The organism is Hoeflea sp. CAU 1731, assembly GCF_039888615.1.
Lineage (GTDB): Bacteria > Pseudomonadota > Alphaproteobacteria > Rhizobiales > Rhizobiaceae > Flavimaribacter.
Genome location: NZ_JBDQQS010000009.1, coordinates 176,911 through 202,067 on the forward strand (window position 1 = coordinate 176,911; position 25,157 = coordinate 202,067).

The 25,157-nt window shown below is 61.7% G+C and carries 29 protein-coding genes; 14 read left to right on the forward strand and 15 right to left on the reverse strand.

Annotated features, from left to right (window positions below; genetic code table 11):
- The first annotated feature begins 5 nt into the window (after positions 1-5).
- Together AAFN47_RS16005 and AAFN47_RS16010 are read left to right on the forward strand one after the other, a co-directional pair.
- A complete protein-coding gene (locus tag AAFN47_RS16005) occupies positions 6-521 on the forward strand; it encodes a DUF488 domain-containing protein (RefSeq protein WP_499810247.1) in 516 nt (171 codons plus the stop codon).
- Entirely contained in the window at positions 460-1,239 is a 780-nt protein-coding gene (locus AAFN47_RS16010) for a DUF8758 domain-containing protein (protein ID WP_499810248.1), read from the forward strand. Before AAFN47_RS16005 ends, AAFN47_RS16010 begins: the two co-directional genes overlap by 62 nt.
- A 92-nt stretch (positions 1,240-1,331) precedes the next feature.
- Here the strand turns inward: AAFN47_RS16010 and AAFN47_RS16015 are convergent, their stop codons facing one another.
- Complete coding sequence (locus AAFN47_RS16015; protein WP_499810249.1) at positions 1,332-1,943, reverse strand: hypothetical protein; 612 nt, start codon at positions 1,941-1,943, stop codon at positions 1,332-1,334.
- Positions 1,944-2,541: 598 nt separating this feature from the next.
- Here AAFN47_RS16015 and AAFN47_RS16020 point away from each other — a divergent pair.
- Together AAFN47_RS16020 and AAFN47_RS16025 are read left to right on the forward strand one after the other, a co-directional pair.
- A complete protein-coding gene (locus AAFN47_RS16020) occupies positions 2,542-2,694 on the forward strand; it encodes a hypothetical protein (protein WP_499810250.1) in 153 nt (50 codons plus the stop codon).
- Positions 2,695-2,705: 11 nt separating this feature from the next.
- Complete coding sequence (locus AAFN47_RS16025) at positions 2,706-3,020, forward strand: hypothetical protein (RefSeq protein ID WP_499810251.1); 315 nt, start codon at positions 2,706-2,708, stop codon at positions 3,018-3,020.
- Positions 3,021-3,132: 112 nt separating this feature from the next.
- Here AAFN47_RS16025 and AAFN47_RS16030 read toward each other — a convergent pair whose 3' ends face one another.
- Together AAFN47_RS16030 and AAFN47_RS16035 are read right to left on the reverse strand one after the other, a co-directional pair.
- Positions 3,133-3,903: an RES family NAD+ phosphorylase gene (locus AAFN47_RS16030; protein ID WP_499810252.1), complete on the reverse strand. Its 771-nt coding sequence runs from the start codon at positions 3,901-3,903 to the stop codon at positions 3,133-3,135.
- Positions 3,834-4,271 (reverse strand): antitoxin Xre-like helix-turn-helix domain-containing protein, encoded by a 438-nt coding sequence (locus AAFN47_RS16035; RefSeq protein ID WP_499810253.1) that lies wholly within the window; start codon positions 4,269-4,271, stop codon positions 3,834-3,836. The genes AAFN47_RS16030 and AAFN47_RS16035 overlap by 70 nt, the downstream gene beginning before the upstream one ends.
- Positions 4,272-4,407: 136 nt before the next feature.
- On the opposite strand from AAFN47_RS16035, the gene AAFN47_RS16040 reads away from it, so the two are divergent.
- Positions 4,408-4,971 (forward strand): inner membrane-spanning protein YciB, encoded by a 564-nt coding sequence (locus AAFN47_RS16040; protein ID WP_499810254.1) that lies wholly within the window; start codon positions 4,408-4,410, stop codon positions 4,969-4,971.
- A 31-nt stretch (positions 4,972-5,002) separates the two neighbouring features.
- Here the strand turns inward: AAFN47_RS16040 and AAFN47_RS16045 are convergent, their stop codons facing one another.
- Positions 5,003-6,217: a tetratricopeptide repeat protein gene (locus AAFN47_RS16045; protein ID WP_499810255.1), complete on the reverse strand. Its 1,215-nt coding sequence runs from the start codon at positions 6,215-6,217 to the stop codon at positions 5,003-5,005.
- Between the two features lie 221 nt (positions 6,218-6,438).
- Between AAFN47_RS16045 and AAFN47_RS16050 the strand changes: the two genes are divergently transcribed.
- The gene (locus AAFN47_RS16050; RefSeq protein WP_499810256.1) at positions 6,439-7,239 is read left to right on the forward strand and encodes a glycerophosphodiester phosphodiesterase; all 801 of its coding nucleotides are present in this window, start codon (positions 6,439-6,441) and stop codon (positions 7,237-7,239) included.
- Positions 7,240-7,297: 58 nt separating this feature from the next.
- Here AAFN47_RS16050 and AAFN47_RS16055 read toward each other — a convergent pair whose 3' ends face one another.
- Together AAFN47_RS16055 and AAFN47_RS16060 are read right to left on the reverse strand one after the other, a co-directional pair.
- The gene (locus AAFN47_RS16055; RefSeq protein ID WP_499810257.1) at positions 7,298-8,515 is read right to left on the reverse strand and encodes an alpha/beta hydrolase family protein; all 1,218 of its coding nucleotides are present in this window, start codon (positions 8,513-8,515) and stop codon (positions 7,298-7,300) included.
- Positions 8,516-8,729: 214 nt separating this feature from the next.
- Positions 8,730-9,203: a phasin family protein gene (locus tag AAFN47_RS16060; RefSeq protein WP_499810258.1), complete on the reverse strand. Its 474-nt coding sequence runs from the start codon at positions 9,201-9,203 to the stop codon at positions 8,730-8,732.
- 211 nt (positions 9,204-9,414) lie between these two features.
- On the opposite strand from AAFN47_RS16060, the gene AAFN47_RS16065 reads away from it, so the two are divergent.
- Positions 9,415-9,768 (forward strand): DUF2200 domain-containing protein, encoded by a 354-nt coding sequence (locus tag AAFN47_RS16065; RefSeq protein ID WP_499810259.1) that lies wholly within the window; start codon positions 9,415-9,417, stop codon positions 9,766-9,768.
- An 89-nt stretch (positions 9,769-9,857) separates the two neighbouring features.
- Here the strand turns inward: AAFN47_RS16065 and AAFN47_RS16070 are convergent, their stop codons facing one another.
- Positions 9,858-11,147 carry an amidohydrolase family protein gene (locus AAFN47_RS16070; protein WP_499810260.1) on the reverse strand — a complete coding sequence of 430 codons (1,290 nt, stop codon included), beginning with the start codon at positions 11,145-11,147 and terminating at the stop codon, positions 9,858-9,860.
- A 184-nt stretch (positions 11,148-11,331) separates the two neighbouring features.
- On the opposite strand from AAFN47_RS16070, the gene hisC reads away from it, so the two are divergent.
- Together hisC and AAFN47_RS16080 are read left to right on the forward strand one after the other, a co-directional pair.
- The gene (hisC, locus tag AAFN47_RS16075; RefSeq protein ID WP_499810261.1) at positions 11,332-12,438 is read left to right on the forward strand and encodes a histidinol-phosphate transaminase; all 1,107 of its coding nucleotides are present in this window, start codon (positions 11,332-11,334) and stop codon (positions 12,436-12,438) included.
- Positions 12,435-13,373 (forward strand): prephenate/arogenate dehydrogenase family protein, encoded by a 939-nt coding sequence (locus tag AAFN47_RS16080; protein ID WP_499810262.1) that lies wholly within the window; start codon positions 12,435-12,437, stop codon positions 13,371-13,373. The genes hisC and AAFN47_RS16080 overlap by 4 nt, the downstream gene beginning before the upstream one ends.
- A gap of 19 nt (positions 13,374-13,392) precedes the next feature.
- Here the strand turns inward: AAFN47_RS16080 and AAFN47_RS16085 are convergent, their stop codons facing one another.
- Positions 13,393-14,400: a DUF2125 domain-containing protein gene (locus tag AAFN47_RS16085; RefSeq protein ID WP_499810263.1), complete on the reverse strand. Its 1,008-nt coding sequence runs from the start codon at positions 14,398-14,400 to the stop codon at positions 13,393-13,395.
- A 53-nt stretch (positions 14,401-14,453) separates the two neighbouring features.
- On the opposite strand from AAFN47_RS16085, the gene AAFN47_RS16090 reads away from it, so the two are divergent.
- The gene (locus AAFN47_RS16090) at positions 14,454-14,984 is read left to right on the forward strand and encodes a gamma-glutamylcyclotransferase (RefSeq protein WP_499810264.1); all 531 of its coding nucleotides are present in this window, start codon (positions 14,454-14,456) and stop codon (positions 14,982-14,984) included.
- Here AAFN47_RS16090 and AAFN47_RS16095 read toward each other — a convergent pair.
- From AAFN47_RS16095 to ftsE, 4 genes are all read right to left on the reverse strand, one after another.
- Positions 14,933-15,742 (reverse strand): lysophospholipid acyltransferase family protein, encoded by an 810-nt coding sequence (locus AAFN47_RS16095; protein WP_499810265.1) that lies wholly within the window; start codon positions 15,740-15,742, stop codon positions 14,933-14,935. The two genes, AAFN47_RS16090 and AAFN47_RS16095, sit on opposite strands and share 52 nt — an antisense overlap.
- Before the next feature lie 7 nt (positions 15,743-15,749).
- Positions 15,750-16,502 carry a YdcF family protein gene (locus AAFN47_RS16100; protein ID WP_499810266.1) on the reverse strand — a complete coding sequence of 251 codons (753 nt, stop codon included), beginning with the start codon at positions 16,500-16,502 and terminating at the stop codon, positions 15,750-15,752.
- Between the two features lie 125 nt (positions 16,503-16,627).
- Entirely contained in the window at positions 16,628-17,617 is a 990-nt protein-coding gene (locus AAFN47_RS16105; RefSeq protein ID WP_499810267.1) for a cell division protein FtsX, read from the reverse strand.
- Complete coding sequence (gene ftsE, locus AAFN47_RS16110; RefSeq protein ID WP_220231508.1) at positions 17,610-18,269, reverse strand: cell division ATP-binding protein FtsE; 660 nt, start codon at positions 18,267-18,269, stop codon at positions 17,610-17,612. The genes AAFN47_RS16105 and ftsE overlap by 8 nt, the downstream gene beginning before the upstream one ends.
- Positions 18,270-18,438: 169 nt before the next feature.
- On the opposite strand from ftsE, the gene AAFN47_RS16115 reads away from it, so the two are divergent.
- From AAFN47_RS16115 to AAFN47_RS16130, 4 genes are all read left to right on the forward strand, one after another.
- On the forward strand, positions 18,439-18,837 hold the full coding sequence (locus AAFN47_RS16115; RefSeq protein ID WP_499810268.1) for a hypothetical protein: 399 nt from the start codon (positions 18,439-18,441) through the stop codon (positions 18,835-18,837).
- A 126-nt stretch (positions 18,838-18,963) separates the two neighbouring features.
- The gene (hpt, locus tag AAFN47_RS16120) at positions 18,964-19,506 is read left to right on the forward strand and encodes a hypoxanthine phosphoribosyltransferase (RefSeq protein ID WP_499810269.1); all 543 of its coding nucleotides are present in this window, start codon (positions 18,964-18,966) and stop codon (positions 19,504-19,506) included.
- Between the two features lie 191 nt (positions 19,507-19,697).
- On the forward strand, positions 19,698-20,060 hold the full coding sequence (locus AAFN47_RS16125; protein WP_499810270.1) for a response regulator: 363 nt from the start codon (positions 19,698-19,700) through the stop codon (positions 20,058-20,060).
- Between the two features lie 184 nt (positions 20,061-20,244).
- Entirely contained in the window at positions 20,245-20,865 is a 621-nt protein-coding gene (locus tag AAFN47_RS16130; protein ID WP_499810271.1) for a LysE family translocator, read from the forward strand.
- A gap of 13 nt (positions 20,866-20,878) precedes the next feature.
- Here the strand turns inward: AAFN47_RS16130 and AAFN47_RS16135 are convergent, their stop codons facing one another.
- The 3 genes from AAFN47_RS16135 to AAFN47_RS16145 all read right to left on the reverse strand — a co-directional run bounded on the left by AAFN47_RS16135 (position 20,879) and on the right by AAFN47_RS16145 (position 25,085).
- Positions 20,879-23,422, reverse strand: coding sequence for a TIGR02302 family protein (locus AAFN47_RS16135; RefSeq protein ID WP_499810272.1), 2,544 nt, complete (start codon positions 23,420-23,422; stop codon positions 20,879-20,881).
- A gap of 97 nt (positions 23,423-23,519) precedes the next feature.
- The gene (gene lysA, locus AAFN47_RS16140; protein ID WP_499810273.1) at positions 23,520-24,788 is read right to left on the reverse strand and encodes a diaminopimelate decarboxylase; all 1,269 of its coding nucleotides are present in this window, start codon (positions 24,786-24,788) and stop codon (positions 23,520-23,522) included.
- Positions 24,789-24,797: 9 nt separating this feature from the next.
- Positions 24,798-25,085 (reverse strand): hypothetical protein, encoded by a 288-nt coding sequence (locus tag AAFN47_RS16145; RefSeq protein ID WP_499810274.1) that lies wholly within the window; start codon positions 25,083-25,085, stop codon positions 24,798-24,800.
- Between the last annotated feature and the right edge of the window lie 72 nt (positions 25,086-25,157).

Here is a 25,157-nt window from a genome sequence, read left to right on the forward strand (position 1 = left end):
ACGTCATGCGGATAGTCTACACAGTCGGATATGAAGGAACGGACATTGAGCGCTTCGTTGCAACTTTGAAAGCAGTCGGGGTGCAGTGTTTGGCAGATGTACGAGCAATTCCAAATTCCCGCAAAAAGGGGTTCTCAAAGAGAAAACTTGCGGCCCGTTTGGAGGCCGAGGGTATTGAGTATATGCACTTCCAGGCGCTGGGTGACCCAAAGCCTGGCAGAGAAGCCGCCCGGTCAGGACACTATGATCTATTTCGTGCTATATACGATGCTCACCTCGATTCCGATGCAGCTCAGGCGTCTATTCGTGGATTAACGACGGTGGCTGGAGAGATGGTAACGTGCCTTCTTTGTTTCGAGCGGGACCCCACGACCTGCCACAGGTCTGTCGTCGCGGAAGAGATGTCGCAACGAGTCGGGTTAGAAGTCTTTAATCTCTACGGCGACGATCCGGAGCGCTATGTCCGTAACAGCCACAAATTGCCGCGTTACGATTCTTGTGAAGGCGCTTCCGCAGCCTAGCAAGAAGTACGGAGAAACAGTCTGCTGTGCAGGTCTCACCTCGAGCGGACAATGGAAACGACTGTATCCCATTCGTTACCGCCACCTCGCAGGTGAGACTGCCTTTGGCCGCTGGAATATTATTACCTACCGCTATCGCCCACCTATCCATGACAGGCGTGCTGAAAGCTGTGCTGTAGAAGAAGATAGCATAAAAATTGTTGGACAGATGCCGGAAAAAGAGCGTGCCAAACGGCTGAATCCGCTAATCCTACCTTCGGTGTCGGAAGCAGCGAGGCTTGGTCGTTCTTTGGCGCTGATCCGTCCGACGAATACACATTTCTTCCATCGCCAAAAATCTGCTGAGGAGATAGCTGAGGAAAAGGAAGCATTTGCTAAGGCTGCCCGGCAAGGATCGCTGCTGGACAGAGAACTAGAGACATTGGAGCCAACACCACATGTCTTCAAATTTCGCTTCAAGGATGCGGAAGGAGAACATGTCTATACCAATGGCGACTGGGAGGCCCATGCTATGTTTTATAGGGGGCTACAGCGTAGGAAATCTGCCACCGAAGTGTTAGATTGGATGGACCATACGTTCAACGTTGTCTACCCACAAAAAGGTATGGCGTTCGCTGTGGGTAATATAGCAAAGCGACCTCAGACGTGGCAGTTATTGGGAGTCATTCGGTTAGACGAACTGCCAGAATACGAGATCGCACAAGGCAAGCTCTTTTGAAATATGATAATTAAAATATGATATCAAATTAGGTAAAATTTGTTAAAATATTTTAACTAGCAATATAATTGAATCTATATTCAAAATATATACTATGACCTCTTAGAATAAATTGTTTTATTAGATCTATTTTTTGATACTTGCTTCGATTTGGGCTTTAAGGGTTCTTCTTCGTCAACAATAAGTTGGCCATTATCATCAATGTCGTCCAAATCGAGGATATTAAGTTCATTTGCTCTGATCACCAAAGCTTGCCATTTCCTTTCTTGGACTTTTCCTTCAAGATACGCACACTTCACAACATAATAAGGATTATAAAATACAGCAAAAGAAAGGTCCCCCAGCGGACCGACTTGTAGCTCGATAAAGCCAAGGTCCGCTAAACGCTGAACTCGATCTTTCCACGTCCTTAATGCTCGCTGGCCCTCGAAGCCGGCGTGAAACGCCATTTCTTCCGGACGATTAAGTGTCAGGAATTGCTCTTCGCGCAATCGGGCCCACATTTCTAGGTATGTACGGCTAACAGGATAACCCTTGCCAGACATATCATCCATGATACTCAACATGAGAGGCATTATACGAGGAAGTGCAACCCACCCCTCATTATCCATGTGCCAAAGCAAATTTTCATCCAGCTTTGGCCAGAGTTTTCCGCGTGCTTCCAGTTGTCGTTTAAGTATCGTTCTGTGCGCGCGTTTTGCCATTGTGTTCTTTCCATTGGTTGGTGGGATCGACTTTGGAGGTCGATCCCATTCGCAGATAGCTCATCATACACCTCGACAAGGTAGGACTTTAGGAAGATCAGCCGGGTTTGGACCCTCGGCCGCATCCTTGCCTCTGCGATAATTCAAATATGACGCATTAATCATGTAAAGTCGAATGCTAAGTTCGGGTATTCTCTCCGCCTTTACCGCTCTAAATCGGCATTTTCAGAACCTGAATTGGAATATTCATGTCAAACTCAAAACTTAAGATGGAAAATGTATGCAAATAGCATTGGCTAACTAGTTCTTATAACTAGGTTATTTTCTTTTTTTACAGTGTCGAGGTCTCGGTTTTTATGGTTTCGTGGTATCTCGGTATCAGGTGCGGGGGAGTGTGAGGGGGCGTGATTGCTTTTCGGAATACCAAATAATCCTAGAGCGATATATTATCTTAAATCCACTATCTTCCCACCTCATCCAGAAAAACGTCAACTTACGCCCCTGCCGCATTGGTTTTCAATGCGCATACGTAACGTCGCGAAGCAGTCTGATATGGTTTTGGAGGATAAAATTGGGGTTGGCTCTAGAGGCGCGTAGCATGAGCTCCGTCTTCGCCGCGCGCCGATGGCGCATCTACGTTCAGGCCCGCAGACACGCTTCCGCCCCATCCGACAATCCCGCCCACCCTGTTACGTTCGCCACAGACGGCTCTCACCTGCAATGGAATGCTGCGATCCTCGACAACGCGTAAGGAAAGGAGCCATGTCCGCCACCGTGCTTTCCATGCTGTTTGCGCATCTGCTCTGCAACGCTCTTGCCGCGGAACAGCCCCTGCCGCCGAGAGAGGCCACTTTCTGCTCGGCGAATTTCGAGACCCTGAAGGTCGGGCTCAATCCCGACCTGACGATGGAGGCGTTCGCCCGAATGGACGCCCGGGAAAGGGCGCAGGCGAGCGTCGAGTCGTACCGCCATTACCGGATCATGGTGCGGGAGAACGCGCACCTCGTTGCCGTGATGCAGACAAGCATCGCCCCGCTGGTCAAGGGCGAGGCCGTCGCCAGCCTCGGCGAGTATTGATCAACCAGCCGAACCGGGGCGGCCAGGCGGCCGCCTCTGCGCATGTCGGGTTCAGGCGCCGGGAAGCCGGCGAAGGCGCCGCCTTCAGCTTTCGTGTCGCTACAACCACCCCTCACCCTCGCTCCACCGTCGCCTCCCGCTCTCCCGCCCACGTAAACACCCACGTATCGCCCTGCCGCACGTTCTGGACCATGTGCGGGCGGAAGGCCGCCAGGCAGCAGCCGTTCGGGTGGCGCGCTGACGGGTAGAGGAGGCCGTTGCCGCCGGCGGCAAGCACGTCGCGCGCGAGCGCCTGGCCGGCGGGATAGGCCACCGCCGGGTCTGCGCCGAGAGCGTCGTCGCCGTCGTGTCCGTGGAGATCGTGGAAGCGGGCTGTGAAGCCGGCCAGCAATTCACGGTAGGCCGTGACGTTGTCGAAAACGCCGGTGGCCTCCAGTTCGCGCGTCAGATGCCAGCAGACCTCGGCCTGCGCGGTGGCGACCGCTGTTTCGCCGTATGCCGCATACCATGCGCCGCGCTCCGGGCCGTTGAAGCGATTGCCGGTCGCGCGCGTGTAGCAGAAGGCGGCGTTGACATAGGTCCAGCCATAGCCGGCGGCCTGGTTAAGCAGTTCGGCCGGGTCGAGACCGCCCGGAACCGGAAACCGGGGCGCGCGGCGCGCTGAGGTGAGGCCCTCAAGCTCCTCAAGAATGGCGAGATCGGCCGCGTCGTCGGCAAGCGGGGTCAGGGCCGGTTCGTCGATATAGGCCGTCGAGATGAGGCGGATTGTGGCGGGGTCGGTAAAGTCGCGCAGGCCGAGATCGGCGGCGCGGATCACATGCCGCCCCTGAGCGCGTCGATGTGCTGGCGCACCCGCATCATCGCCGGAATGCCGCCTTCGCACATGATTTCGACGGGGGTCTTGCCGCCGAAGCCCGGGCCGGTATTGGCGGTCTTCGGCCAGCCATGGGTGAGCGGGCCGTTGAAAAGCAGGCGCAGCCCCTTGTAGAGCCCGACGATGAGGCTCGCCCGCGTGACCTTGTCCTGATCGAGCACGCCGCGATAGGCGCCCGCCTTCATGCGGCTCCAGGTGGCCGGCGGCACGTCGAACAGGGCCGCGGCCTCGCGGTTGCTGAGCCGCCAGGCCTCCATTGCGCGCACCACCGCCTTGACGATCGCGGCAATCCTGTCGCGCTCGATCGCCGGATGCATGGCGTCCTGGTCGTTGGCAATGGCTGGCCCGGACATGGCGTTCTCCTTATGATGTACCAATATATATCATATGATAAGATTTGCAAGAGGGGCGGGTTTGTTTCGCCGTGACGGCGCCTGCAACTGGCCGAGCTATTGCGTGGGCGATCCGAACGCCTGTCGCCTGCGTAAGAGAGGGTGGATGCTAGGAGCCGCCATGCATTGGGTTTTGAACGCCATTGAAGAGGTGCTGCCGGTCGTGACCTTCGTCGCGCTGCAGCAGCTTGTGAGCTTCACCGCCGGGCTGGCGGTGATGACGGCGCTCGTCGTCTGCCTGCTGGCGCTCGCTTATGCGACCGGGCGCAAGCCGCCGCGCTTTGCCGTGGCGAGCAATATCGCGTTGCTCGCCTTTTCCATTCCGGGCATCGTCACCGGCGACGCCGCCTGGTTTCAGGTGTCCGACACGCTGCTCGACGGGTTCGTGGCGCTGCTTTTGCTGGGCAGCCGGGCGGTCAACTATCCGCTGTTGAAGGTGCTGTTCGACCGCGTGTTTGCGATCACCGACGAGGCCTGGCGGATCCTGTCGCTTCGATGGGGCGTGCTGCTGCTTGTGCTCGCCTGTCTTAACGAGATCGTGCGGAGGGGCTATTCCGAAGACGTGTGGACCTGGTACAAGCTCGCCTCCACGCTGCTTATCCTCGCCTTCGGCTGCTACCAGTTCACGCTGTCGGCGCGCATGCGGATACCGGAGGAATCCAACCGGCTGGGCCTAAGACGCTGATTTGGGGCGGGCGCGGCGGGAGCGGCCGAAATCAGAAGCCGACGCGCGCCAGGCCGTCTTCCAGCTGCTTGCGAAAGCTTAATTCCGTGAACGGAAAGGCCGTGAAGAACTGTTGGCGATTTGCATCCGGCCGGCGGGCGCGAACCTCGGCGCTCCAGTGGCGCGCCTCCTTTTCCTTGCCGGCGAGCGCGCAGGCGACGGCCGCGATCATCAGGACGAGATGGTGGGCGCCCGGCGCGCGCGCCGCATGTTCGGCCTCGACGACGGCCTGCGCGATGTCGGCGTTGCGCAACAGACCGAAGGCGCGCACGCTGTAGATGGCGTATAAAAGCGGATCGAGCGGGCTCAGATCCTGCGCCCGCGTGGCCGTTTCGATGGCGTTTGACGCCTCGCCGCGTATGGCGTCGGCGAAGGCCAGCGAATAGTGGCCCTGCGCGAAGTTGGGGCTGAGCGCGACCGAGCGCTCAAGCCAGCTCAGGCCGCCGGCGGGATCGCCCTCAAGCCAGAACGAACGCCCCATGGTGAGATTGCAGAACGGATCCAGCGGATCGATCTCCATGCTGCGCTCGGCGTGGCGGCGCGCATCGGCGATCGCCGCCGGCGTGTCCGGCTTGTATTGCAGGAAGGCGTCCTGAAAGCGGGTGAAGGACAGACCCGCATGGGCGCGCGCGAAGGCCGGATCCTGGGCGATCGCGCGCCTGAACAGACCGGAGGCGGTCTCGTTGTCTTCCTGCGAGAAGCGGAACATGTGGCGCAGGCCAAGATGGTAATTGGCCCAGGCGTCGAGATCCTGCGCCGCGCCGGACCGGATGTGGTCGGCCTCGTTCTGGGGAATGTAGATCTCCAGCGACGACACCACGCGGGTGACGATCTCGTGGCGGACCTCCTGCAGGGCTTCGGGGCGGACCTCGAAACGGTCTGCCCAGATGACTTCGCCGGCCGCGCAGTCCGAAAGCTCGATGGTGATGGCGATGACCTCGCCCAGCCGCTCGATCATGCCGCACAGCGCGTAGCGGACGTTCAGTTGCCGGCCGATCGCGTCGAGATCGGGAACCGGGGCGCGGAAGCGGAACGCCGTGCCACGCGCGATCACCCGGATCCAGCGCAGCCGCGACAGCGCCTGGATCAGCTCGTGCGGCAGGGCCTCGCAGAGCACGCGCTCGAGCCCGGTCGGGATCAGGCTGTCGAACGGCAGGACCACGATCGATGGCCGGCCTTGGTTTTGTGGGTCAGCTTGCAGCATCATGAAGGCTCGACAAAGTCGGTGTCCGAAACGACACGGTCATCAGAAACGATTTTACAGGGTAATGTCTCTTCGCGGTACCATTACTTTCATTCGCGTTTTTACGAGAAACGGCGTTCTGTTTTGTGTGGGAAATGCCACCATTATTTTCAGAAAGTCTTTGGACCGGCATGAATTCGCGCGCGACAGTGTATGGTGACGCAACGGCGGCGGGAGGTTTGCGATTGAAAGACCGGTTGACGGGTTGGGCGCAGGACGCCGCCGATATCGCCATGGCGATGATACCGAGACGGACGCCGGACGCGGAGGCGGTGAAGCGCTGCCGCATCGTCGCCCATCGCGGCGCCCACGACTACAATCGCGCGGCGAAGGAAAACACGCTCGAAGCGTTCGAGCTGGCGCGCGCGGCGGGCGTGTGGGGCGTGGAGACGGACATACGCTGGACCGCGGATCTGACGCCGGTGATCTGCCACGATCCCGATACGGCGCGGGTGTTCGGCAAGGACGCGCGGCTTTGCGACGTCAGTTTCGAGGAATTGCGCGCGGCTGTTCCCGCCGTGCCGTCGGTCGCCGAGGCGATTGCGCGGTTCGGCGGCAGGCTGCACCTGATGCTGGAGCTGAAGGCGGAGCGCTTTCCCGATATCGGGCGGCAGAAGGCGATACTGGCGGAGCATCTTGCGGGGCTTGCGCCGGGCGCGGACTACCACATGATGGCGCTCGACCCGGATCTGTTCGAGACGTTCGACATCCAGCCGCGGCAATGCTGCCTGCCCGTGGCGATGACGAACATGGCCGCGATCAGCCGCCGGACGCTCGGGCGACCCTATGGCGGCGTGACCGGCCACTACCTGCTGTTGACCGATGCGATCAAAAGGCGGCACGAAGCGGCCGGACAGAAGGTCGGGACAGGTTTCGTGAAATCGCGCAACTGTCTCTATCGCGAGATCAACCGCGGCATGGAGTGGATCTTCTCCAACGACGCGGTCGCCATACAGCGGATGCTGGACAGCGTCACAGCGCTGTGACGGACGGCCCGCCGCGTCGCAGCCGTCTTTCGGCCGGGGTGTGCGCCTGCAGCGGGGATCACCGGGTCTCGAACACGTCGTCCAGCCAGTCGAGGACGCGCCGGTTGAGAAGCGAGCGGTTGCCCATCTCGCAATGGCCGTCCGCGCCTTCCGCCGCGGTGAAACGGATCAGCGTCTTCGGGCATGTGAGCGCATCGAGAAACGCGCCGGCGCCGGCCGCCAGTCCGTCATTCTCCGCCTGGGTGATGAGCGTCGGGCAGCGGATGAGTTCGGCGCGGCCGTCCATTGTGAAGAGTTCGGCGGAGGCGAACCAGCTGCGCATGTCATTGACGCCGTGAACCCAGAAGCCGCGCTGGACGACTTTCCAGTTCAGCGTAGGATTTGCGCGGATGAACGCGTCCAGCCGGTCGATCTGCGCCTGATCCAGCGCGCTCAGATTCTGCGCCGCTTCGCGCGGTATATCCAGCAATTGCATCGCCGCGGCCCGGAAGCCTTCCGCGATGCCCCAGGTTCCGGGATCGGCGATCAGCGCGGCAATGCGCGGTTCGCCGGACGCGCCGCGCGGCGCGAGATGCCCCCCGAGGCTCCATCCGGAAAGCGCGATGCGATCCGGATCGACGAGCGGCAGCGTTTCGGCGAAATCGACCACCGCCCGGATGACGACTTCCCAGTCGGGCCGCAGGGGAATGTTGCGTTCGTAGAGCATGGCGCCCTGGCCCGGACCGTCGAAGAGCAGGCTGTGATAGCCACGCCGCGACGCCGCCACGGCGGACGCGAAATACATGTCGGTAATGGTGGCGTCGTAGCCGTTGTTGAAGATGATCAGCGGCCGGGTCTGCGTCTCGAAACCTTCCGCCGCCACGAAATATGCAGGCATGGACGATCCCTCGAAAGGGATGGCCAACGGCGCGGCCGGATGTGGACCGAGCCCGAGGCCCCTGTCGAGCGCAGCCGTTTGCTTGCGGAAGGCGGCGACGAGGCGCGGATCGACCGGGGCGCCGTAGATCGGGTGAAAGGACGCCGCGTGGAAAGCGCTGGCGCGCAGATAGAGCGCGCGCGCACTTGCGGAGTGTCCCTTGGCGAGGGTCGCATCGGCTTCGCTGGTCAGTCGGTCGCCGGCGGCGTTCCATGCGTCGTAAAAGGCGCTGTCGTCTCCGTCGCCAATCGCCTCGGCGACGGCCCGTACCTCGCCGAAATCCGCCCCGCCATAGGGAATCCAGGCGATCGGCCAGGCGCCGAACTCCTCGTGCATGGCGTCCCGGAACAGGCTGTTCATGGCTTGCTCCGCCGGCTGGTCGCGGGCGGGAGCGGCGACCGCGGTCCGTGAGCATGCATGAAGGAAATGTTCATTGCCGGATCCCCGGGTGTTGCATATGGCCCGCAGCCGCGAACCCGCGTGTGCGCCAGCGCCGGCGATTCTATCGTGCTTCCGGCGGCGCCGGTCAAGAGGCGTCACTTCATTTCGTCTTGCCCGGGTCGGGGGCCGGGACTCAGTCCTTGCCGACGTCCTTCATCGCCGAGGCGATGCGATCCTTCATGCCGTTGAAGACCTTTTCATTCGCCGTGCGGGTTTCCTCGGCCATTTCCTTCATCAGTGTCAGCGCCTTCTCGGTGGCGTCGGCGTAGGCCTTCTTCATGGCGTCGGGGTCGCCCGAAGCCGTAAGCGAACCGGTGTAGTTCTTGGCGGCGTCCGTCATCCGGTTGAGGATAGTCATCTGCTTTTCGAGCATGTCGCGATAGGTGTCGGCCGCCGATTTGTTGGCTTCGACCAGCGCCTCGAAATTCCTGCGGTTGCGATCGACCACCTCGCTCATATCGACGTTGCCGGGCGTCATGGACTTGAACCGCTCCATGAATTTCTGCGGATCGAACATGTCCTTCATTGCGTCCGGATCATAGAAACTGAAGAACTCCTCCATCATGCCGGCAGGGTCGAAGGGGGATTTTTCCGGTTTTTTGGCCATTGCGATTTTCCTTTCCGGGGTAAACCCCGTCTGGTGATTTCCGGCGCAGCAGAACAGAACTCTGCGATGGTTTCGTGATCCCGCGACAGAAACGGGACCGGCTCATGGTATGACGAAACGCGCCGGCGAGAAAGCTGTTCCTGATTGCGCGTTTCATAGGTTGCGATAAACTCATAATGCATGTTTGGATTGCGCCGGGAAGGGAGGCCTCATGACGAAGCACAGGATCTACGCGATGAGCTTTGCCAGCGTGTACCCGCATTACGTCGCCAAGGCGGAGCGCAAGGGCTGCGCGAAGGCGGAAGTCGACGAGATCATTTGCTGGCTGACAGGGTATGACCAGCAGGGACTGGACGCCGAGATCGAAAAAGAGACGGATTTCGAGACGTTTCTTGTGGAGGCGCCGCAGATGAATCCATCCAGAGCTCTGATCAAGGGCGTGGTCTGCGGCGTGCGGGTGGAGGACATCGAGGAGCCCGTGATGCAGGACATTCGCTATCTCGACAAGATGATCGACGAACTGGCCAGGGGCAAGGCGATGGAGAAGATCCTTCGGAACGGCTGAATCCCTCGCGCCGTCGACAAGGCGCTGCTGGAGGACGGATCAAGTCCGGCATGAGGGTAAGTCTATGATATACCCACATCAATACGCTGTTATCCCTCGACAGGCGCGTAATCTGCGGCGTCGAGGCGGCCGGGGCGGCCCTCGAGCCCCAGCTTGGCGATGCGCGGCAGCGTTTCGCTTATGATCTTGCCCTGGCGGAAAACGGCGAGCCGAGTCGCCTTCAGCCGGATCGCCTCGATCGGGTCGCGCGCCTGCAACAAAACGCAATTGGCGGACTTGCCTTCGGCAACGCCGTAATAGTCGAGCCCCATCGCCTTCGCCGAGTTGACGGTGATCGCGTCATAGGCCTGGCGCATGGCGTCGAGCGAGGTCATCTGGCCGACATGCACGGCCATGTTGGCTACCTCCAGCATGTCGGCGGCGCCGAGCGAGTACCACGGATCCATGCAGCAATCCTGACCGAAGGCGACGTTGACGCCCTGGGCGAGAAGCTCCGGCACGCGGGTCATGCCGCGGCGCTTCGGATAGGTGTCGTGGCGGCCTTGCAGGGTGATGTTGATCAGCGGATTGGGGATTGCATGGATCTCCGCCTCCGCCATCAGCGGCAGCAGCTTGGAGACGTAGTAATTGTCCATCGAATGCATGGAGGTGAGATGCGAACCGGCGACGCGTCCCTGCAGCCCGAGGCGCACGGTCTCGGCGGCCACCGTCTCGATGTGGCGCGACATCGGATCGTCTGTCTCGTCGCAGTGGAAATCAACGCGCAAGCCGCGCTCGGCGGCGATCTCGCACAGCCGCGTCACCGACCGGGCGCCGTCCTGCATGGTGCGCTCGAAATGCGGAATGCCGCCGACGACGTCGACGCCCATGTCGAGGGCGCGCAGCAGGTTCTTTTCCGCCGTGGGCGAGCGGTAGAGGCCGTCCTGCGGAAAGGCGACGAGCTGCAGGTCGATATAGGGCTTGATGCGTTCGCGCACATCCAGAAGCGCCTCAACGGCAAGCAACCGGTCGTCGCAGACATCGACATGGCTGCGGATCGACAACAGTCCCTGAGAGACGGCGAGGTCGCAATAGCGCAGCGCCCGCTCGATCACCGCCTCGTGGGTGAGAAGCGGCTTCAACTCGCCCCACAGCGCAATGCCTTCCAGCAAGGTGCCGGACCGGTTGAGCCGAGGCAGGCCAAGGGAAAGCGTCGCGTCCATGTGGAAATGCGGGTCGATGAAATGCGGCGAGAGCAGGCGTCCGCCGGCGTCGACGACGCGCGCGGCCTCGCCTTCAACGCCCCTGGCGATCGCCTCGAAGCGGCCCCCGGATATCGCGACATCGACGCCCTCGCGTCCGTCCGGAAGATTGGCGTTCCTGATCAGGATATCGAACATGCGGCGCATTCCCTTGCGGTGTTTCAGAACTGCGCCATCACTGCATGGCGACGGGCCGGGCCGCAAGGGGTCGCGGCGTCATTAACTGGCGGCGAGCCTGCCGAAACCCTCGACATCGGGGGCGCTTGGCGCTATGCCCGCCGAGACTGAGCCATGTCTGAGCCAGGTCATGACAGGAAGATCGATGAGCAGCGCAGAAAACAGGCCGGCGCCGAAGCCGGGCGTGATGGATATTGCAGCTTATGTGCCGGGCAAGGATTCCGCGCCCGGCGTCGCGAAGGTTTACAAACTTTCAGCCAACGAAACGCCTTTGGGGCCGAGCCCCCATGTGGCCGGCGCAATGGCGACCGCTCTGGAGCATCCGGAGATCTATCCGGACGGCGGATCGACGAAACTGCGCGAAGCGATCGCCGCGCGGCACGGATTGAACGCCGCCAATATCGTCTGCGGCAACGGTTCGGACGAATTGCTGGGTCTTCTGTGCCAGACCTATCTCGCGCCCGGCGACGAGGGGATCGTCACCGAACACGGCTTTCTCGTCTACAAGATCCAGATCACCGCCGCCGGCGCGACGCCGGTGACCGTTCCCGAGACCGATCTGCGCGCCGATGTCGACGCGATCCTCGCCGCGGTGACGGAGCGCACCAGGCTCGTTTTCATCGCCAACCCGAACAATCCGACCGGCACCTATCTGCCGGCCGACGAATTGCGCCGTCTGCAGGCGGGGCTGCCGGGCAACGTGCTGCTGGTGATCGACGCCGCTTACGCCGAATATGTGCGGCGCAACGACTATGAAGCGGGGATCGAACTGGTTTCCGGCAGCGAAAACGTCGTCATGACCCGAACGTTCTCGAAGATCTACGGTCTGGCGGGTCTGCGTGTCGGCTGGATGTATGCGCCGCTGGCCGTCGCCGACGCCGTCAACCGGGTGCGCGGGCCGTTCAACCTCAACGCCGTCGCGATCGAGGCGGGCGCAGCGGCGATTGCCGACCGCGATCATGTGGACAAGGCCGTCGCCTACAATCTGCGCTGGATCGAGCGTCTGACGACGGAAATCAGGGCGCTGGGTCTGAGCGTCACGCCGTCGGTCGGCAATTTCATTCTCATTCATTTCGGCAATCAGCCAGGCAAGTCTGCGGCGGATGCGGATGATTATCTTACCGCGCGCGGCCTCGTGCTGCGGCGCGTGACGGCCTATGGCTTTCCGGACGGCTTGCGCATGAGCGTCGGCCCGCAAGAGGCCAACGAAGCGGTGATCGCCGCCCTGAAGGAATTCCTGGACAAGACATGACCACCAAGCAATTCGACAAAATCGCGCTGATCGGCATCGGTCTCATCGGCTCCTCCCTTGCACACGTCATCCGGCAGAAGGGGCTTGCCGGCACGGTGGCGATCGCCACCCGCTCGTCCGAAACACTGGAGCGCGCGCATGATCTGGGGCTTGGAGACAGCTATACAACCTCCAGCGCGGAAGCCGTGCGCGACGCCGACCTGGTGATCGTCAGCGTGCCGGTTGGTTCATCGGAGAAGGTGGCGCGCGAAATCGCAGGCGAACTGAAGGAAGGCGCGATCGTCACCGATGTCGGCTCGACCAAGGAATCCGTCGTCGAGCAGATGAAGCCGCATATCCCCGAACACGCGCATTTCATTCCAGGCCATCCGATCGCCGGGACGGAGCATTCCGGACCGGATTCCGGTTTCGCGACGCTGTTTGAAGGCCGCTGGTGCATTCTCACGCCACTGCCCGGCACAGACGAGGAGGCGCTGCAGAAACTGACGACGTTCTGGGAAAGCTGCGGCTCGATGGTCGACCGGATGGATCCGCACCGTCATGATCTGGTGCTCGCGATCGTCTCGCATCTGCCGCAGATCATCGCCTACAATATCGTGGGCACAGCCGACGATCTGGAAACCGTGACGGAATCGGAAGTCATCAAATATTCGGCCTCGGGCTTTCGCGACTTCACGCGTCTTGCGGCCTCCGACCCCACCATGTGGCGGGACGTATGCCTGCACAACCGGGACGCCATCCTGGAAATGCTGGCGCGTTTTTCGGAGGATCTGTCCTCATTGCAAAGGGCGATCCGGTGGGGAGACGGCGACAAGCTGTTCGACCTGTTCAGCCACACGCGGCATATCCGCAGGTCGATCATCGAGGCTGGCCAGGACGTCAAGGCGCCCGATTTCGGCCGGCATCCGGAATATGCTCCGGCGGAGAAGAATTAGGCGCGCTGTTGCGGGATGATCAGTACCGCCGCGGGCGCAGCGGCGGGATGCGGCCAAGCGTGAAGAAGGCGATCGAAACCTTGCCGCGGCGCACCGTGACCGGAAGCTTGATTTCACCGGTTCCGGACAGGGTGGACAGCACCGAGCGGACGTTTTCGATGGCGCCGGTCGGGTCGGGCACGCCGCGCGCCAGCTCCATGACGCCGGCGAGATCGCGGATGCTCAGGTCGAACCGCCCGTCGAGAAGGCCGCGCTGATCGATCGAGAACGGGCCGTCAACGGCGATACGAGCGCCATTGTCTAGAGCGACGACGAAGGTCTTCAACGAACCGCTTGCACCGATCCATGGATAATCCCGCGTTCGCTGCTGCCCCGAAAGAAGCCAGGCCCGATCGTCGACGCTGACGTCGAAATCGAGATCGAAGGCCGGCGCGTCGCCGGCGCCCGTCGCAAGCCGCGCATTGCGCAGCATCGCTGCGAAATCCAGGTTGTCGCCGTTTCGACGGGTGTGGAATTCGCTTGTGTCGGTTGCGAGCGTCAGGTCGTCGGCGCCGTTCGTCAGCACCGCCTGCGTATCCTCGACGTGGACCGAGGCGCGGTCGAGCCCGTTGAGACCGAAAACGGTGCTCGACTGCAGCGACCGCCATTCGAAATCGGCGCGGTCGCCGCGCGGCGACACGATGGTGACCGGGCTGTCGAGTTCGGAGATGATGTGGTTGGGACTGTAGACCTGCGCGGCGGTGCGGAAGGCGCCCGCCGACAGTTGCGAGGAATCGACCTCGCTGACCGCCGTCACCGAATCGCAGAACACGCCGAGGCGGAAGGGAAAGCCGCGCACTTCCATGTCTTCGCAGTCGGCCGCGACGCTGTTGAGCGACAGATTGGCGAGCACCATTTCGCTGCGCGTCTTGACCTCGCCGGCGAGGTAGAACCACAGGCCGGCATAGCCCCCGAACAGCACCACGATAAAGATCGCAAGGAAAATGAGACGCCGGAGATACCGGCCGTCATTCTGTGAAGTGGTCATAGATTCTCCAGCCAATACTTCAATTCGCCTGCGTTTCGAATTATGTGACGGATATGGACGATTTTTGGGTCTTTGGCTACGGGTCGCTGATGTGGCGGCCAGGTTTCGAGTTTCGCGAGGCGCAGCGCGGACGGATCTACGGATACCGGCGCGCGCTGTGCATCCACTCTTTCATTCATCGCGGCACGCCGGAACGGCCGGGGCTGGTGCTCGGGCTCGACCGGGGCGGCTCCTGCACGGGGATGGTGTTCAAGGTTAGGGGAGAGGACCATGAAGAGGTGGTCGCCTATCTGCGCGCCCGCGAAATGACCAACAAGGTCTATATGGAGCGGCATCTGCCGGCCTATCTCGCAAATGGCGAGCAGGTGGAAGCGCTATCCTTCGTGACGGACCGCGCGCATCCGCAATACGCCGGCGCGCTGGAGATCGACGAGGCGGCGCATCGCGTTGCGGTGTCGGAAGGCCAGTCGGGTCACAACGCGGACTATGTGCTGAGCACTGTCAGGCATCTCAGGGAAATGCGGATTCGCGATCACCTGCTTGAGGCGGTGGCCGAACGGCTGGAGCCCGTCAGTTCCTCGTAGCGTTTGCGGGCCGTTTGAGGCAGCGGCAGATGCGGATTTTCTTCGATTGTTCTGACCAGCAGTTCGTCAGTCGCGGCTTCTGTGACGTCAACCAGTTTTTCCAGGAATGCGTCAGGCTCCATGCCCGGCTGGATCGGTTCGAGAAACCGAACGTTGATTTGGCCGGGATAGCGGATGAATTTGCGCCGCGGCCAGAAAAGGCCGGGAACCATGGCGACCGGCACGACCGGAACCTGGAGCTGGTCGTAGAGCCGGGCGATGCCGAATTTGTAGACCGGTTCGGCGCCGACCGGGCGGCGCGTCCCTTCGGGATAGATGATGAGCTGGCGGCCGTCCGCCATCTGCTTGCGGGTGCGTTCGAGCACGGCCGGCATGACGCTGGATTTCGCGCCGCGATCGATCGGCACCATGCGCATCTTGATCACGTACCAGCCGAAGAGCGGGATCCAGGTAAGTTCCCGCTTGAGGATATAGAAGGGATCGTCCAGATGCGGCAGCAGCGCATAGGCGTCCCAGAAGGACTGGTGTTTCGGCGCGATGATGTAGGGTCCGTCGGGCAGGTTCTCGAGCCCTTCGATCGAGTAATCCGTTCCCACGATGACCTTGAGCAGCCAATGGTTGGACCGCACCCAGTTTTTCGGAATCACCCATGCGTTTTTCCGCCGCATCAGGAAATAGGCCGGAGAAAAGATGATCATCTGGACAATCAGGTTGAGATAGAAGGCCAGATTGAACAGCATTGAGCGGAGCAGGATCATGGGTGATCTAATCCGTCACCGTGGCCTGCGAGTCAATGCCGCCGGCGGTCGGCCGTCCGGCGGCGTGGGCGACGGAACGCAGGAATTCGCCGGCGACGTCCGTTCCCGTCGCCAGCCGCAACCGCGCAATCAGATATTTCGCGTATTCCTCGACCAGCGGACGCCAGAGCGCCGGCCTGCGCACCCAGTCATAATTGCGGAATTCGTCCGGAACCACGGGGTAGGGGATGAATTCGACCTCCTCATCAAGACGGCGCAATTCGATCAGGCTTCGCGGCATGTGATCGCTGCTGGTGACGACGATAACCCGCGTAAAGTTGTTGTCTCTCGCCCATTGGCTGACCTCGAGGGCGTTGCCTTCGGTGTCGAGCGCGTCGTGGCCGATATCCACGCAGCACTCGAACAGCGCCGCCTCCGTGGATGTCAGTTTGCGGATCTGCTCAGCCGTTGTGCTCGGATAGACGCCGGAGATCAGCAACCGGTCAGCCAGTCCCTGGTCAAGAAGGTCGAGCGCCTGTTCGATGCGGTGGCTTCGCCCCGTCAGGACGACGATGCCGTCGGCTTCCGCGATGTCCGCCGGCGGCGTGACGGAGGTGATTTCGCTGGAAAACCGGAAAAAGCCGCCGATCAGAACGCCGAATCCCAGCACGACGATCCATATGGCGATCACCGTCAACGCGCGCGCACCGCGCCGCAGCCTGCCGGGCTTTTTTGGCGCTGGCTGGTCTTCCAGTTCAGGATCCTTGTTTTCGACGTCCATGACGATGCCGCAAATGTGTAGGAGAGAATTGTACGCGCATTTCCGCAGTGTCAATGAACAATGACCGCTTTGGCCGCCCAAAGACCGCCACAGCGCGGCTTGCGCGACGTTTCGCGGTTGTCTGGCTACAGGACGTGTCCGGGGTTGGAACGGATCAGGTCGATTTCCCGAATCGTTTTCATCACGGTGATTCGCGTGGTCAGGGCAGTGAGAAAGGCGATGATGATGACGATCGCGACGATGCCGACATAGCCGCCGGGCCCCACCGAGAAGCCGCCGAACAGGGCGTTTGTCTGGTCCGATTGAGGGGTGGCGAAATTGTTGTTCGCCCAGACGCCCGCCGCCGCAAAGATGATCGCCGCCGCAATGCCGCCGGCGGTCGCGCCTTTCAGGGCGATGACGAAGAAATGACGCTGGAAGTGCGATGCGACGAAGCCGGCCTCCGCGCCGACGAAATGCAGCACTTCGACGATGTGGTGATTGCCCGACAGTGCGCCGCGGGTTGCAAATATCACCGTCAGCACCGTTGCGGCGAAGACGAGCAGCAGGATGCATATGCCGATCAGCGTCGTGGTGTTGGCCATGGCGACCAACCGGTTCACCCAGGTGCGGTGGTCGTCGAGGTAGACGTTCGGAAGGGCTTGCGTCAACGCTGTGCGCATCGCCTGAAAGTCCGGTGGCGCACCCTCGTCGATGGTGACGATGACCAGCCGGGGCACGGGAAGTTCGTCCAGATCGAGTCCCTCGCCAAGCCAGGGTTCCAGCAGGCGTGAAGTCTCGTCGTCATTGACGATCGTGGCGTCCGTCGCGCCGTCGAACCCGATCGCGATCCGTCGCGCGGTCTCGAGGGCCTGCTGCATGTCGAGCCCGTCCTGCGGCTTGATCTGGATGGTGACTTCTCGCGAAATGTCGCTCTGCCAGGTGTTTGCAGTGTCCTGGACGAGGATGACCGCGCCAAGCGTGAGGCTGGCCAGAAACGACATGATCGAAATCACGAACATGAGCGAGCGGCCGGCGATGTTCGCCGCCGGAACGATGGGCGCCGTCGGCCGAAGAACGATCTGCCGGGGCTGCCTCGCGCCGGTTCCGCCGGATGGAGCGCCGTCGTCAGTCATATATATCCAGTCGTCCATGCGACAGGATCATGCGGCGGGCGTCGATCTGGTCCATCAGCGACAGGTCGTGGGTTGCGATGACGACGGCCGTGCCGAGCTTGTTCAGCTCCATGAAAAGACGCAGCAGACGGCGCGCCAGCGGCGCATCGACGTTGCCCGTCGGCTCGTCGGCGAGCAGGATCTCCGGCTGGTCGATCAGGGCGCGGGCGATCGCCGCGCGCTGCTTCTCTCCGCCGGACAGAATGGGCGGCAAAACGTTCATCCGCTCACCAAGACCAACCCATTTGAGCAATTCGATGACGTCGGTGCGGTAGGTGGATTCCTCTCGGCCCCGCACCCTGAGCGGCAAGGCGACGTTTTCATAGGTCGTCAGATGATCGAGTAACCGGAAATCCTGGAAGACAATGCCGATGCGCCGGCGCAGCAGCGGCAGTTCCTGCGGGTCGATGGTGGCGATGTCCCGGTCGAAGATGCGAATGAAGCCGCGGGTCGGCTGCAGCGACAGGAACAAAAGCCGCAGCAGCGTTGTCTTTCCTGCGCCGGAAGGGCCGGTAAGAAACTGGAACGAGCGCTGCGGAATGTCGAAAGTCAGATCGCGCAACACTTCCGGGCCCATGCCGTAGCGCAGTCCAACATTGTCGAAATGGATCAAGTCAGCAGCCTCCCTGCCCGGGTTGCCCTATGCGCTGTTTGGTAATCGTTTTGCCGGTCGTTGTGAAAAGACAAGGGTTTCGTATTTGTTAACCGTATCGGTTTACCGTCCTGCAAGGAAGGAGCCGACGTCGGGATACCTTCCGGGAACGGGATCGCCTGACAAGCTAATGCAATACAGCCACGGCGCCGGTCAATACGATCGCAGCTTTAATGTGGAAAATTCCGGTTCGACCGCCCGTCGCCGCGGTCGTCGTCGACCTTTCGCTGGCCGCGCAACGGCGGGGTCGACCGCAATGGATGTGATTGACGCCGAATTCGTACACATAGACGACAATGGTTCCGTGGTGGAAGTCTTTGGCGCGGACACTGCGAGACCGGTTTCGCCGAGTGATTTTTTCGAAAGACGCGGGCATGGCGCAGGTCTGGCCGCAGACGCTGCACCGGCCGGATTGCCGAAGCTTTTCGGCGCGCTCGACCGGTTGAGCCCTGCGGGATTTGGCGCGCTGGTGGGGCTCGCTTCGCTGTGCGTCTTCTGGTTCTTCGGCGGATATGCGCTGTTGCAGTAAGCCTTCATTAACCATGTCTTTCGCGGCTTGCAGCCGAATGTTGGGAAAGACGGCGGCGAAACGGTTTCAAATCCCTTGCAATTCATGTAGCTAGCAGCTTCGTCAAATTGTTACGGGGCTCCACGCATGCCGGTCGTACGCGGAAAGAACATCGACATTCTCTATAGCGCGGAAGCAATTCACGCGCGCAATCTCCAGCTTGCGAAGGAAATTTCGACGGTTCCGAAGAACGATCTCCTGGTGATTTCGATCCTCAAGGGCTCTTTCATCTTCGCCGCCGACCTGCTGCGCGCCCTGCATGAAGTTGGTCTTGCCCCGGAAGTCGAGTTCATAACCCTGTCGAGCTACGGCAAGGGAACGACCAGCCGCGGCGTCAAGATCATCAAGGACATCGACAGCGATGTTAAGGGTCGTTCGATCCTGCTGATCGACGATATCCTGGAATCCGGAAACACGCTGCGATTTGCGCGCGACCTGATGTTCGAGCGCGGCGCCAGAGATGTCTCGATCGCCGTTCTGCTCGACAAGCGGTCGCGTCGCCAGGGCGAACTCGACGCCGACCATGTCGGTTTCGAATGCCCGGATTATTTCGTCGTCGGCTACGGCATGGACGTCGCCTATGCGTTCCGGGAACTGCCCTTCGTCGGCGTGGTTACGGGCGACGCCTGAGCGGCTTTGGGCGACCGCCAACCAAACGTTAATCATGTTGATCGATAGGCCTCGCGAAAAGCCGCCTGCGCGGGGTTGAAACCGGCTTCGTTTACCCGCCGACAAGATTTGGATGTTTTGCTGTTCCCACAAGAGGCAACAGGAAGCTCGTTTGGCGACGACGGCTCCAATGACAATCAGGTAGGTATGGCATGGCAAGAATTCTGATCGCGGAAGACGAGGACGCGCTTCGGCGCTTCGTGAGCCGCGCCCTGCAGATGGACGGACATGAGGTGGTGGAAGTTGCGGACGGCGCAGAAGGCCTGCACTGCCTGCGAGACGGCGGATGCTACGACCTCCTGCTTTCCGATATCCGCATGCCGGAACTGGACGGCATTGCGCTCGCCCATACAGCGGCGCTGGAGTTTCCGGGGACAAAGATCCTGTTGATGACGGGTTTCGCCGAACAGCGCGAACGCGCCGACAACCTGGCGCGGATCGTCGTCGACGTCGTGCCGAAACCCTTCAGCCTTCCCGACATTCGTTACGCGGTTGCCGAAGCGCTGTCGCACTGACGCCAGTTCGGCCAGCGGCCGATACGCTGCCCGCCCGGTCGCCGCAAGCGACCTGTCCCCATTGCAGGTCGGGCCTGCAATGGGGTCGCGGCATTGATCCAGGAATCCGTGCGACTGTATCCGGTTTCCCAACAACACCAAACGTGACATAGTCGGGTTTCCGCACTTTTTCCGGGAGACCGCAATGAACGACCACCTGGCGAGCCTGTTTCTTGCGCTTGGCATATTTTCCGTTGGGTTCATCAGCATCGGGCCGAACATACTGGCGATCATCGGAACATCGATGGAGCGCGGGCGTCGACACGGGATGGCGCTGGCGTCAGGCGTGGGAACCGGTTCCGGTATCTGGGCGATCCTGACAGTCACGGGGCTGACAGCGCTCGTCTCGGCCTATGCCGAGGTGGTGACCATTCTGAAGGTGTTCGGCGCCGCCTATCTGCTGTGGCTGGCCTGGAAGGCCTTTCGCTCCGCCGCGACGCCCGATGATAAAGTGGCGCCAACAGCAGCGCGGGGGAGCAATCTGTATCTGCGCGGACTGACGATCCAGATGACGAATCCGAAAGCGGCGTTGCACTGGATCGCGATTGTCGGGATCGGGCTCGGCGCTGACGCGCCGCTCTGGGTCGGGGCGTTGCTCGTCGTCTGCGCGACAGCCATGTCCCTCATCGGACATCTGGCCTATGCAATCACCTTCTCGACCCAGCCGGTCGTGGTGTTCTACCGTCGCAGCCGGCGCTGGATCGAGGCGGGCCTGGGGGTGTTCTTCTCGCTCGCGGCCTACAAGATCGCGACATACCGCAACTGAGCCGTCCGGCCGGTCAGTTGTTGTTGTCCAGAAGCCGTTCCAGATAGAAACGCTCCATTTCCGGACGGAAGGCGTCGCCGAGCCGGTCGCGAATGGCTTCCAGAATCCGGCGGGCGCGCTGGATATCGGCCTCCTCCGGTATCTTGACGTTCTCCCCGAAATCCGGGCCGGTATTGGCTTGCGGCCTGCCAAGCGGATCGCGGCCCTGCCGGTTGGGTGACGCCTGGCCGTTCATCGGACCCGGGTTCTGACCCATCGCCTGACGCATCTGGTTCATCATGTCCTGTGCGCCGCGGCGCAGAGCCTGCAGGGCGCGGCCCTGTTCGTCGACGGCGGTTCCGCCTTCGCCCTCGCCCAGCGCCTCGCCGGCTTCGCCCATGGCTTCACCGGCCTCGTCGAAGCCTTCGCCGGGCTGAATGCCGAATTCTTCCAGCGCCTGCTGCAATTCGCCAAGCTGCTGCTGCAGCGCGTCCTGCTGTTCCTGCAGCTGACGCAGCGCCTCGCGAAGTTGCTCCTCGGTCATATCGCCCATTTCGCCCTGCTGCTGCTGACCGTTCTCGCCCTGCTGCTGTTGCTGCTGGCCTTCATTGCCGAAAAGCTGCTGCTGCCGGCGCTGCCTCAGCGCCTGTTCGAGATCGAAGGTCTCTTCCATCAATTGCTGCTGGCGCTGCATCAGTTCGCCGAGCTCGTCCATCCGCTGACGCATCGGATTGTCGCCCTGGGCCTGCTGGTGCTGACCGGTCTGCAAATTGTTCATCATGCGCTGCAGTTCCGACAGCAATTGCTGCGCCTGGTCGCGAGCGCCGGATTGCGCGAGGTTCTCGATCTGGTCGAGCAGCCGGTCGATGTCCTGTTGGCGCAGAATGTTCTGCATGGATTGCGGCGGCATCTGCTGCGCCATCTCCGGATTCTGCTGCATGGCCTGCGCCAGCGCCTCGAGGAATTCCTGCATGGCTTCGCGCAACTCGTCCATCAACGCCTGAATGGTTTCGTCGTCCGCGCCGTTTTCGAGGGCCTCGGACAGCGCGCGCTGGGCGTCGCGCAGGCGCCGTTCGGCGAAGGACAGATCGCCATCCTCGATGCCGATGGCGATATCCCACATATAGTCGGCCGCGTCGCGCAGCATGTCGTCGTCGAAGGCCTGTCGCATGCGGGCGCGCGCCGACTTGATGAGAAGGTAATGCGTCGTGTTGTCGATGGTTTCTTCCGCCGCCATGGTGAGGGCGTCGTTGAACTCCACCGCGCGGTCGAGGTCATTCGTGTCGAGACTGAGGATCTGGCGCTGCTCGGCGACCGAACCGGCGAGCAGATTGTAGAAGGTCCTGGCCGGCAGGATCGTTTCGACAGTCTCGCTGCGGCCCTCCTGGCCGGTCGCGTCAGTGGCGACGAGCGTGATCTTCACCGCTTTGCCGGCCATCGGATGTTCTGTCAGGTCGCGGCTTTCGCGCCCCTTGCGGGAACGGGCGTTGCGTTTGGGCACCGTCAGTTCGTAGTCCGGCAAATCGTAGAGCGGATTGGCGTCGTCGGCTGCGGGCTCGACGGGCAGAATTTCGGCATGGGCGGCTTCGAGGCCATAGTCGTCGCTGGCGGAAAAGGCTATTTCCAGCGCGCCATTGGCGGCGGCCGCGGGATCCGCCTCGAAGGCGATCACCGGCGGCTCGTCGGCCAGCAGGCCGAAGGTCCAGCCATGAATCGGGGCTTCGGCCTGACGAATCTCCAGCCGGCCGCTGCCGGGAACCGGAAAACGATAGTTCCGCGCCGCCGCCGTGGCGACGCCGTCTTCGTTTTCTTCTTCCTCGATTATCTCGTCGTTGTAGACGACTGCCTCCGAGCCCTGGCCGCCGACGATGCGCACAAGCGCCTCGCTGCCTTCGGGAACGGTGATGATGTCGGGCAGGCCGATTTCGCCGCCGGTGAGAAACAGCGGCGCCTTGCCTGTGTAGGCCGGGGGCGTCACCCAGGCGTCAATGCGGATTCCGGCGAGATTTTCGGATCGGGCATGGCTCGTAAAGGCGTCTCCAAGCCGGCCGGAATGGTTCGACCAGGAATAGCCGAACGTGGCGACGAGCAGCAACGCGACCAGCGCCCGAACGCCCCATGGGTCAGCGCGGGGCGTGTCGGGCTTCGGCGCATGCACATGCACCTCTTCAAGCCTGTCATACATGCGCTGCTTGTGGGTTTGCCACAGCACCCGCGCAAATTCGGACTCGTTTTCCAGCCGGTCAGACTGGACGGCGATCGCCTGGTGGGCGATGCGGTTGTCTTTTTCAAGGCGTCGTGTGGCCTCCTGTGCGTCCGGCCAGCGCAGACTGCGAAGCGGAACGAGGCTTGCGATGAACGCCGCCAGCATGGCGGCCAGCGAAGCGATGCGCGCCCAGTCGGGCACGGCGCGAAAATAACCGATCCAGGACAGTATCGCGAAGAGTGCGAGAACGCCGAAAGCGGGCAGCAACCCTGGCCACAGCCGCTCAAGGAAAATCACGACGCGCGTAAACTGACGGCTGACGGAAATTCGCGCCAATCGACTGACTTTGGAGGCCGCTTCGTTCTGGTTCATCGCCACAGTCCCTCTGCGCCATAAAGAATAGCACTCTTTTGGGCGATGGCGAGGCCGGCAACGAAATTGTGACCGACCGCAACGCTTTATTCCGTTGTTATTTCAGCCAGTCGGGAACGGAATCGAGGCCGATCAGATCCTCATAGGTCGGGCGCGGGCGAACGACGTGATAGCTGTCGCCCTTGACCAGAACTTCTGGCGCGAGCAGGCGGGTATTGTAGGTGGAGGACTGGACAGCGCCATAGGCGCCAGCCGTTCCAACCGCGATCAGGTCGCCCTGCTTCAGCTCCGGCAGAGACCGTTCGCGGGCGAGAAAGTCGCCGCTTTCGCAGACCGGGCCGACGACGTCGACGACGATATGCGGCGTATCCGCCGGCGGCAGGACGACCGGCCGGATGTCGTGCCATGCATCGTAGAGGGTCGGCCGGATAAGATCGTTCATGGCCGCGTCGACAATTGCGAAATTACGAGCGTCGCCGTGCTTCATGTAAAGCACCTCGGTGACCAGAATTCCGGCGTTTCCGGCGATCATGCGGCCGGGTTCGAAGATAACCTGGCAGTCGAGCTGGCGCACCTGTTCCAGCACGACGTCGGCATAGGCGCGGGGATCGGGCGGCGGTTCGTTGTCCGCGCGATAGGGGATGCCGAGCCCGCCGCCGACGTCGACGTGCCGGATCGCATGGCCCGCCGCGCGCAGCTTGCCCACGATCTCCTTCAGAAGCAGGAAGGCGTCGCCATAGGGCTTCAGGTCGGTGATCTGGCTGCCGATATGCATGTCGATGCCGGTGATCTCGACGCCGGGCATGGCGGCGGCGCGCGCATAGACCGCTTCGGCGTGTTCAAGGGAAATGCCGAACTTGTTTTCCTTCTTGCCGGTCGAGATCTTGGCGTGGGTGCGGGCGTCGACATCCGGGTTGATGCGGAAGGAGACCGGCGCCCGCTTGCCGAGCGCCTGGGCGCGCGCGTTGATCATGTCGAGTTCGGGTTCGGACTCCACATTGAAGCAGAGAATGCCGACCTCGAGCCCGAAATCGACTTCGGCCGCCGTCTTGCCGACGCCGGAGAAGACAATCTTCGACGGCTCAATGCCGGCGGCGAGCGCGCGGCGCAACTCGCCTTCCGACACGACGTCGGCGCCTGCGCCCATTTGCGCCAGAGTCATCAGGACGGCCTGATTGGAGTTGGCCTTCATGGCGTAGCAGACGAGCGCGTCGATGTCCGAAAAGGCCTCGGCGAAGACACGATAGTGGCGTGTCAGCGTCGCCGTTGAATAGCAATAGAAGGGGGTGCCGACCGCGCGCGCAATGTCGGGAATGCTGACGCCCTCGGCATGCAGGACGCCGTCTCGATACTCGAAATGATTCACGGTTTTGGCCTACTGGATCAGCGGATCGAGGATGAACGGTCTGTCGGGAGTTCCGCGTTTCTGCCTGGCTTCATCGCCTTCCCCTTGCGGGCCGGCGCTCGCCGATTGCGGACCGCCGGGGCCTGCCGACTGATCAGTGTTTCCGCCTGACGCATCGTCGGCGGCGCGCTCGCGCGGAAGCTCCCTCGGATTGGGATCAGGCAGCTTCAGTTCGTTCTTGCGACCGCATCCTGCGGCGACCAGAGCAATCATGGACAGGACGGCGGCCATCCTCAAATAGGTTACAGCGGTCTTCATATGTTCGCACCTGCCCGATATGCAGTCATTCGAAATAAACCCAGAGACCTTGTAGCGAAGTTCGCGCCGATT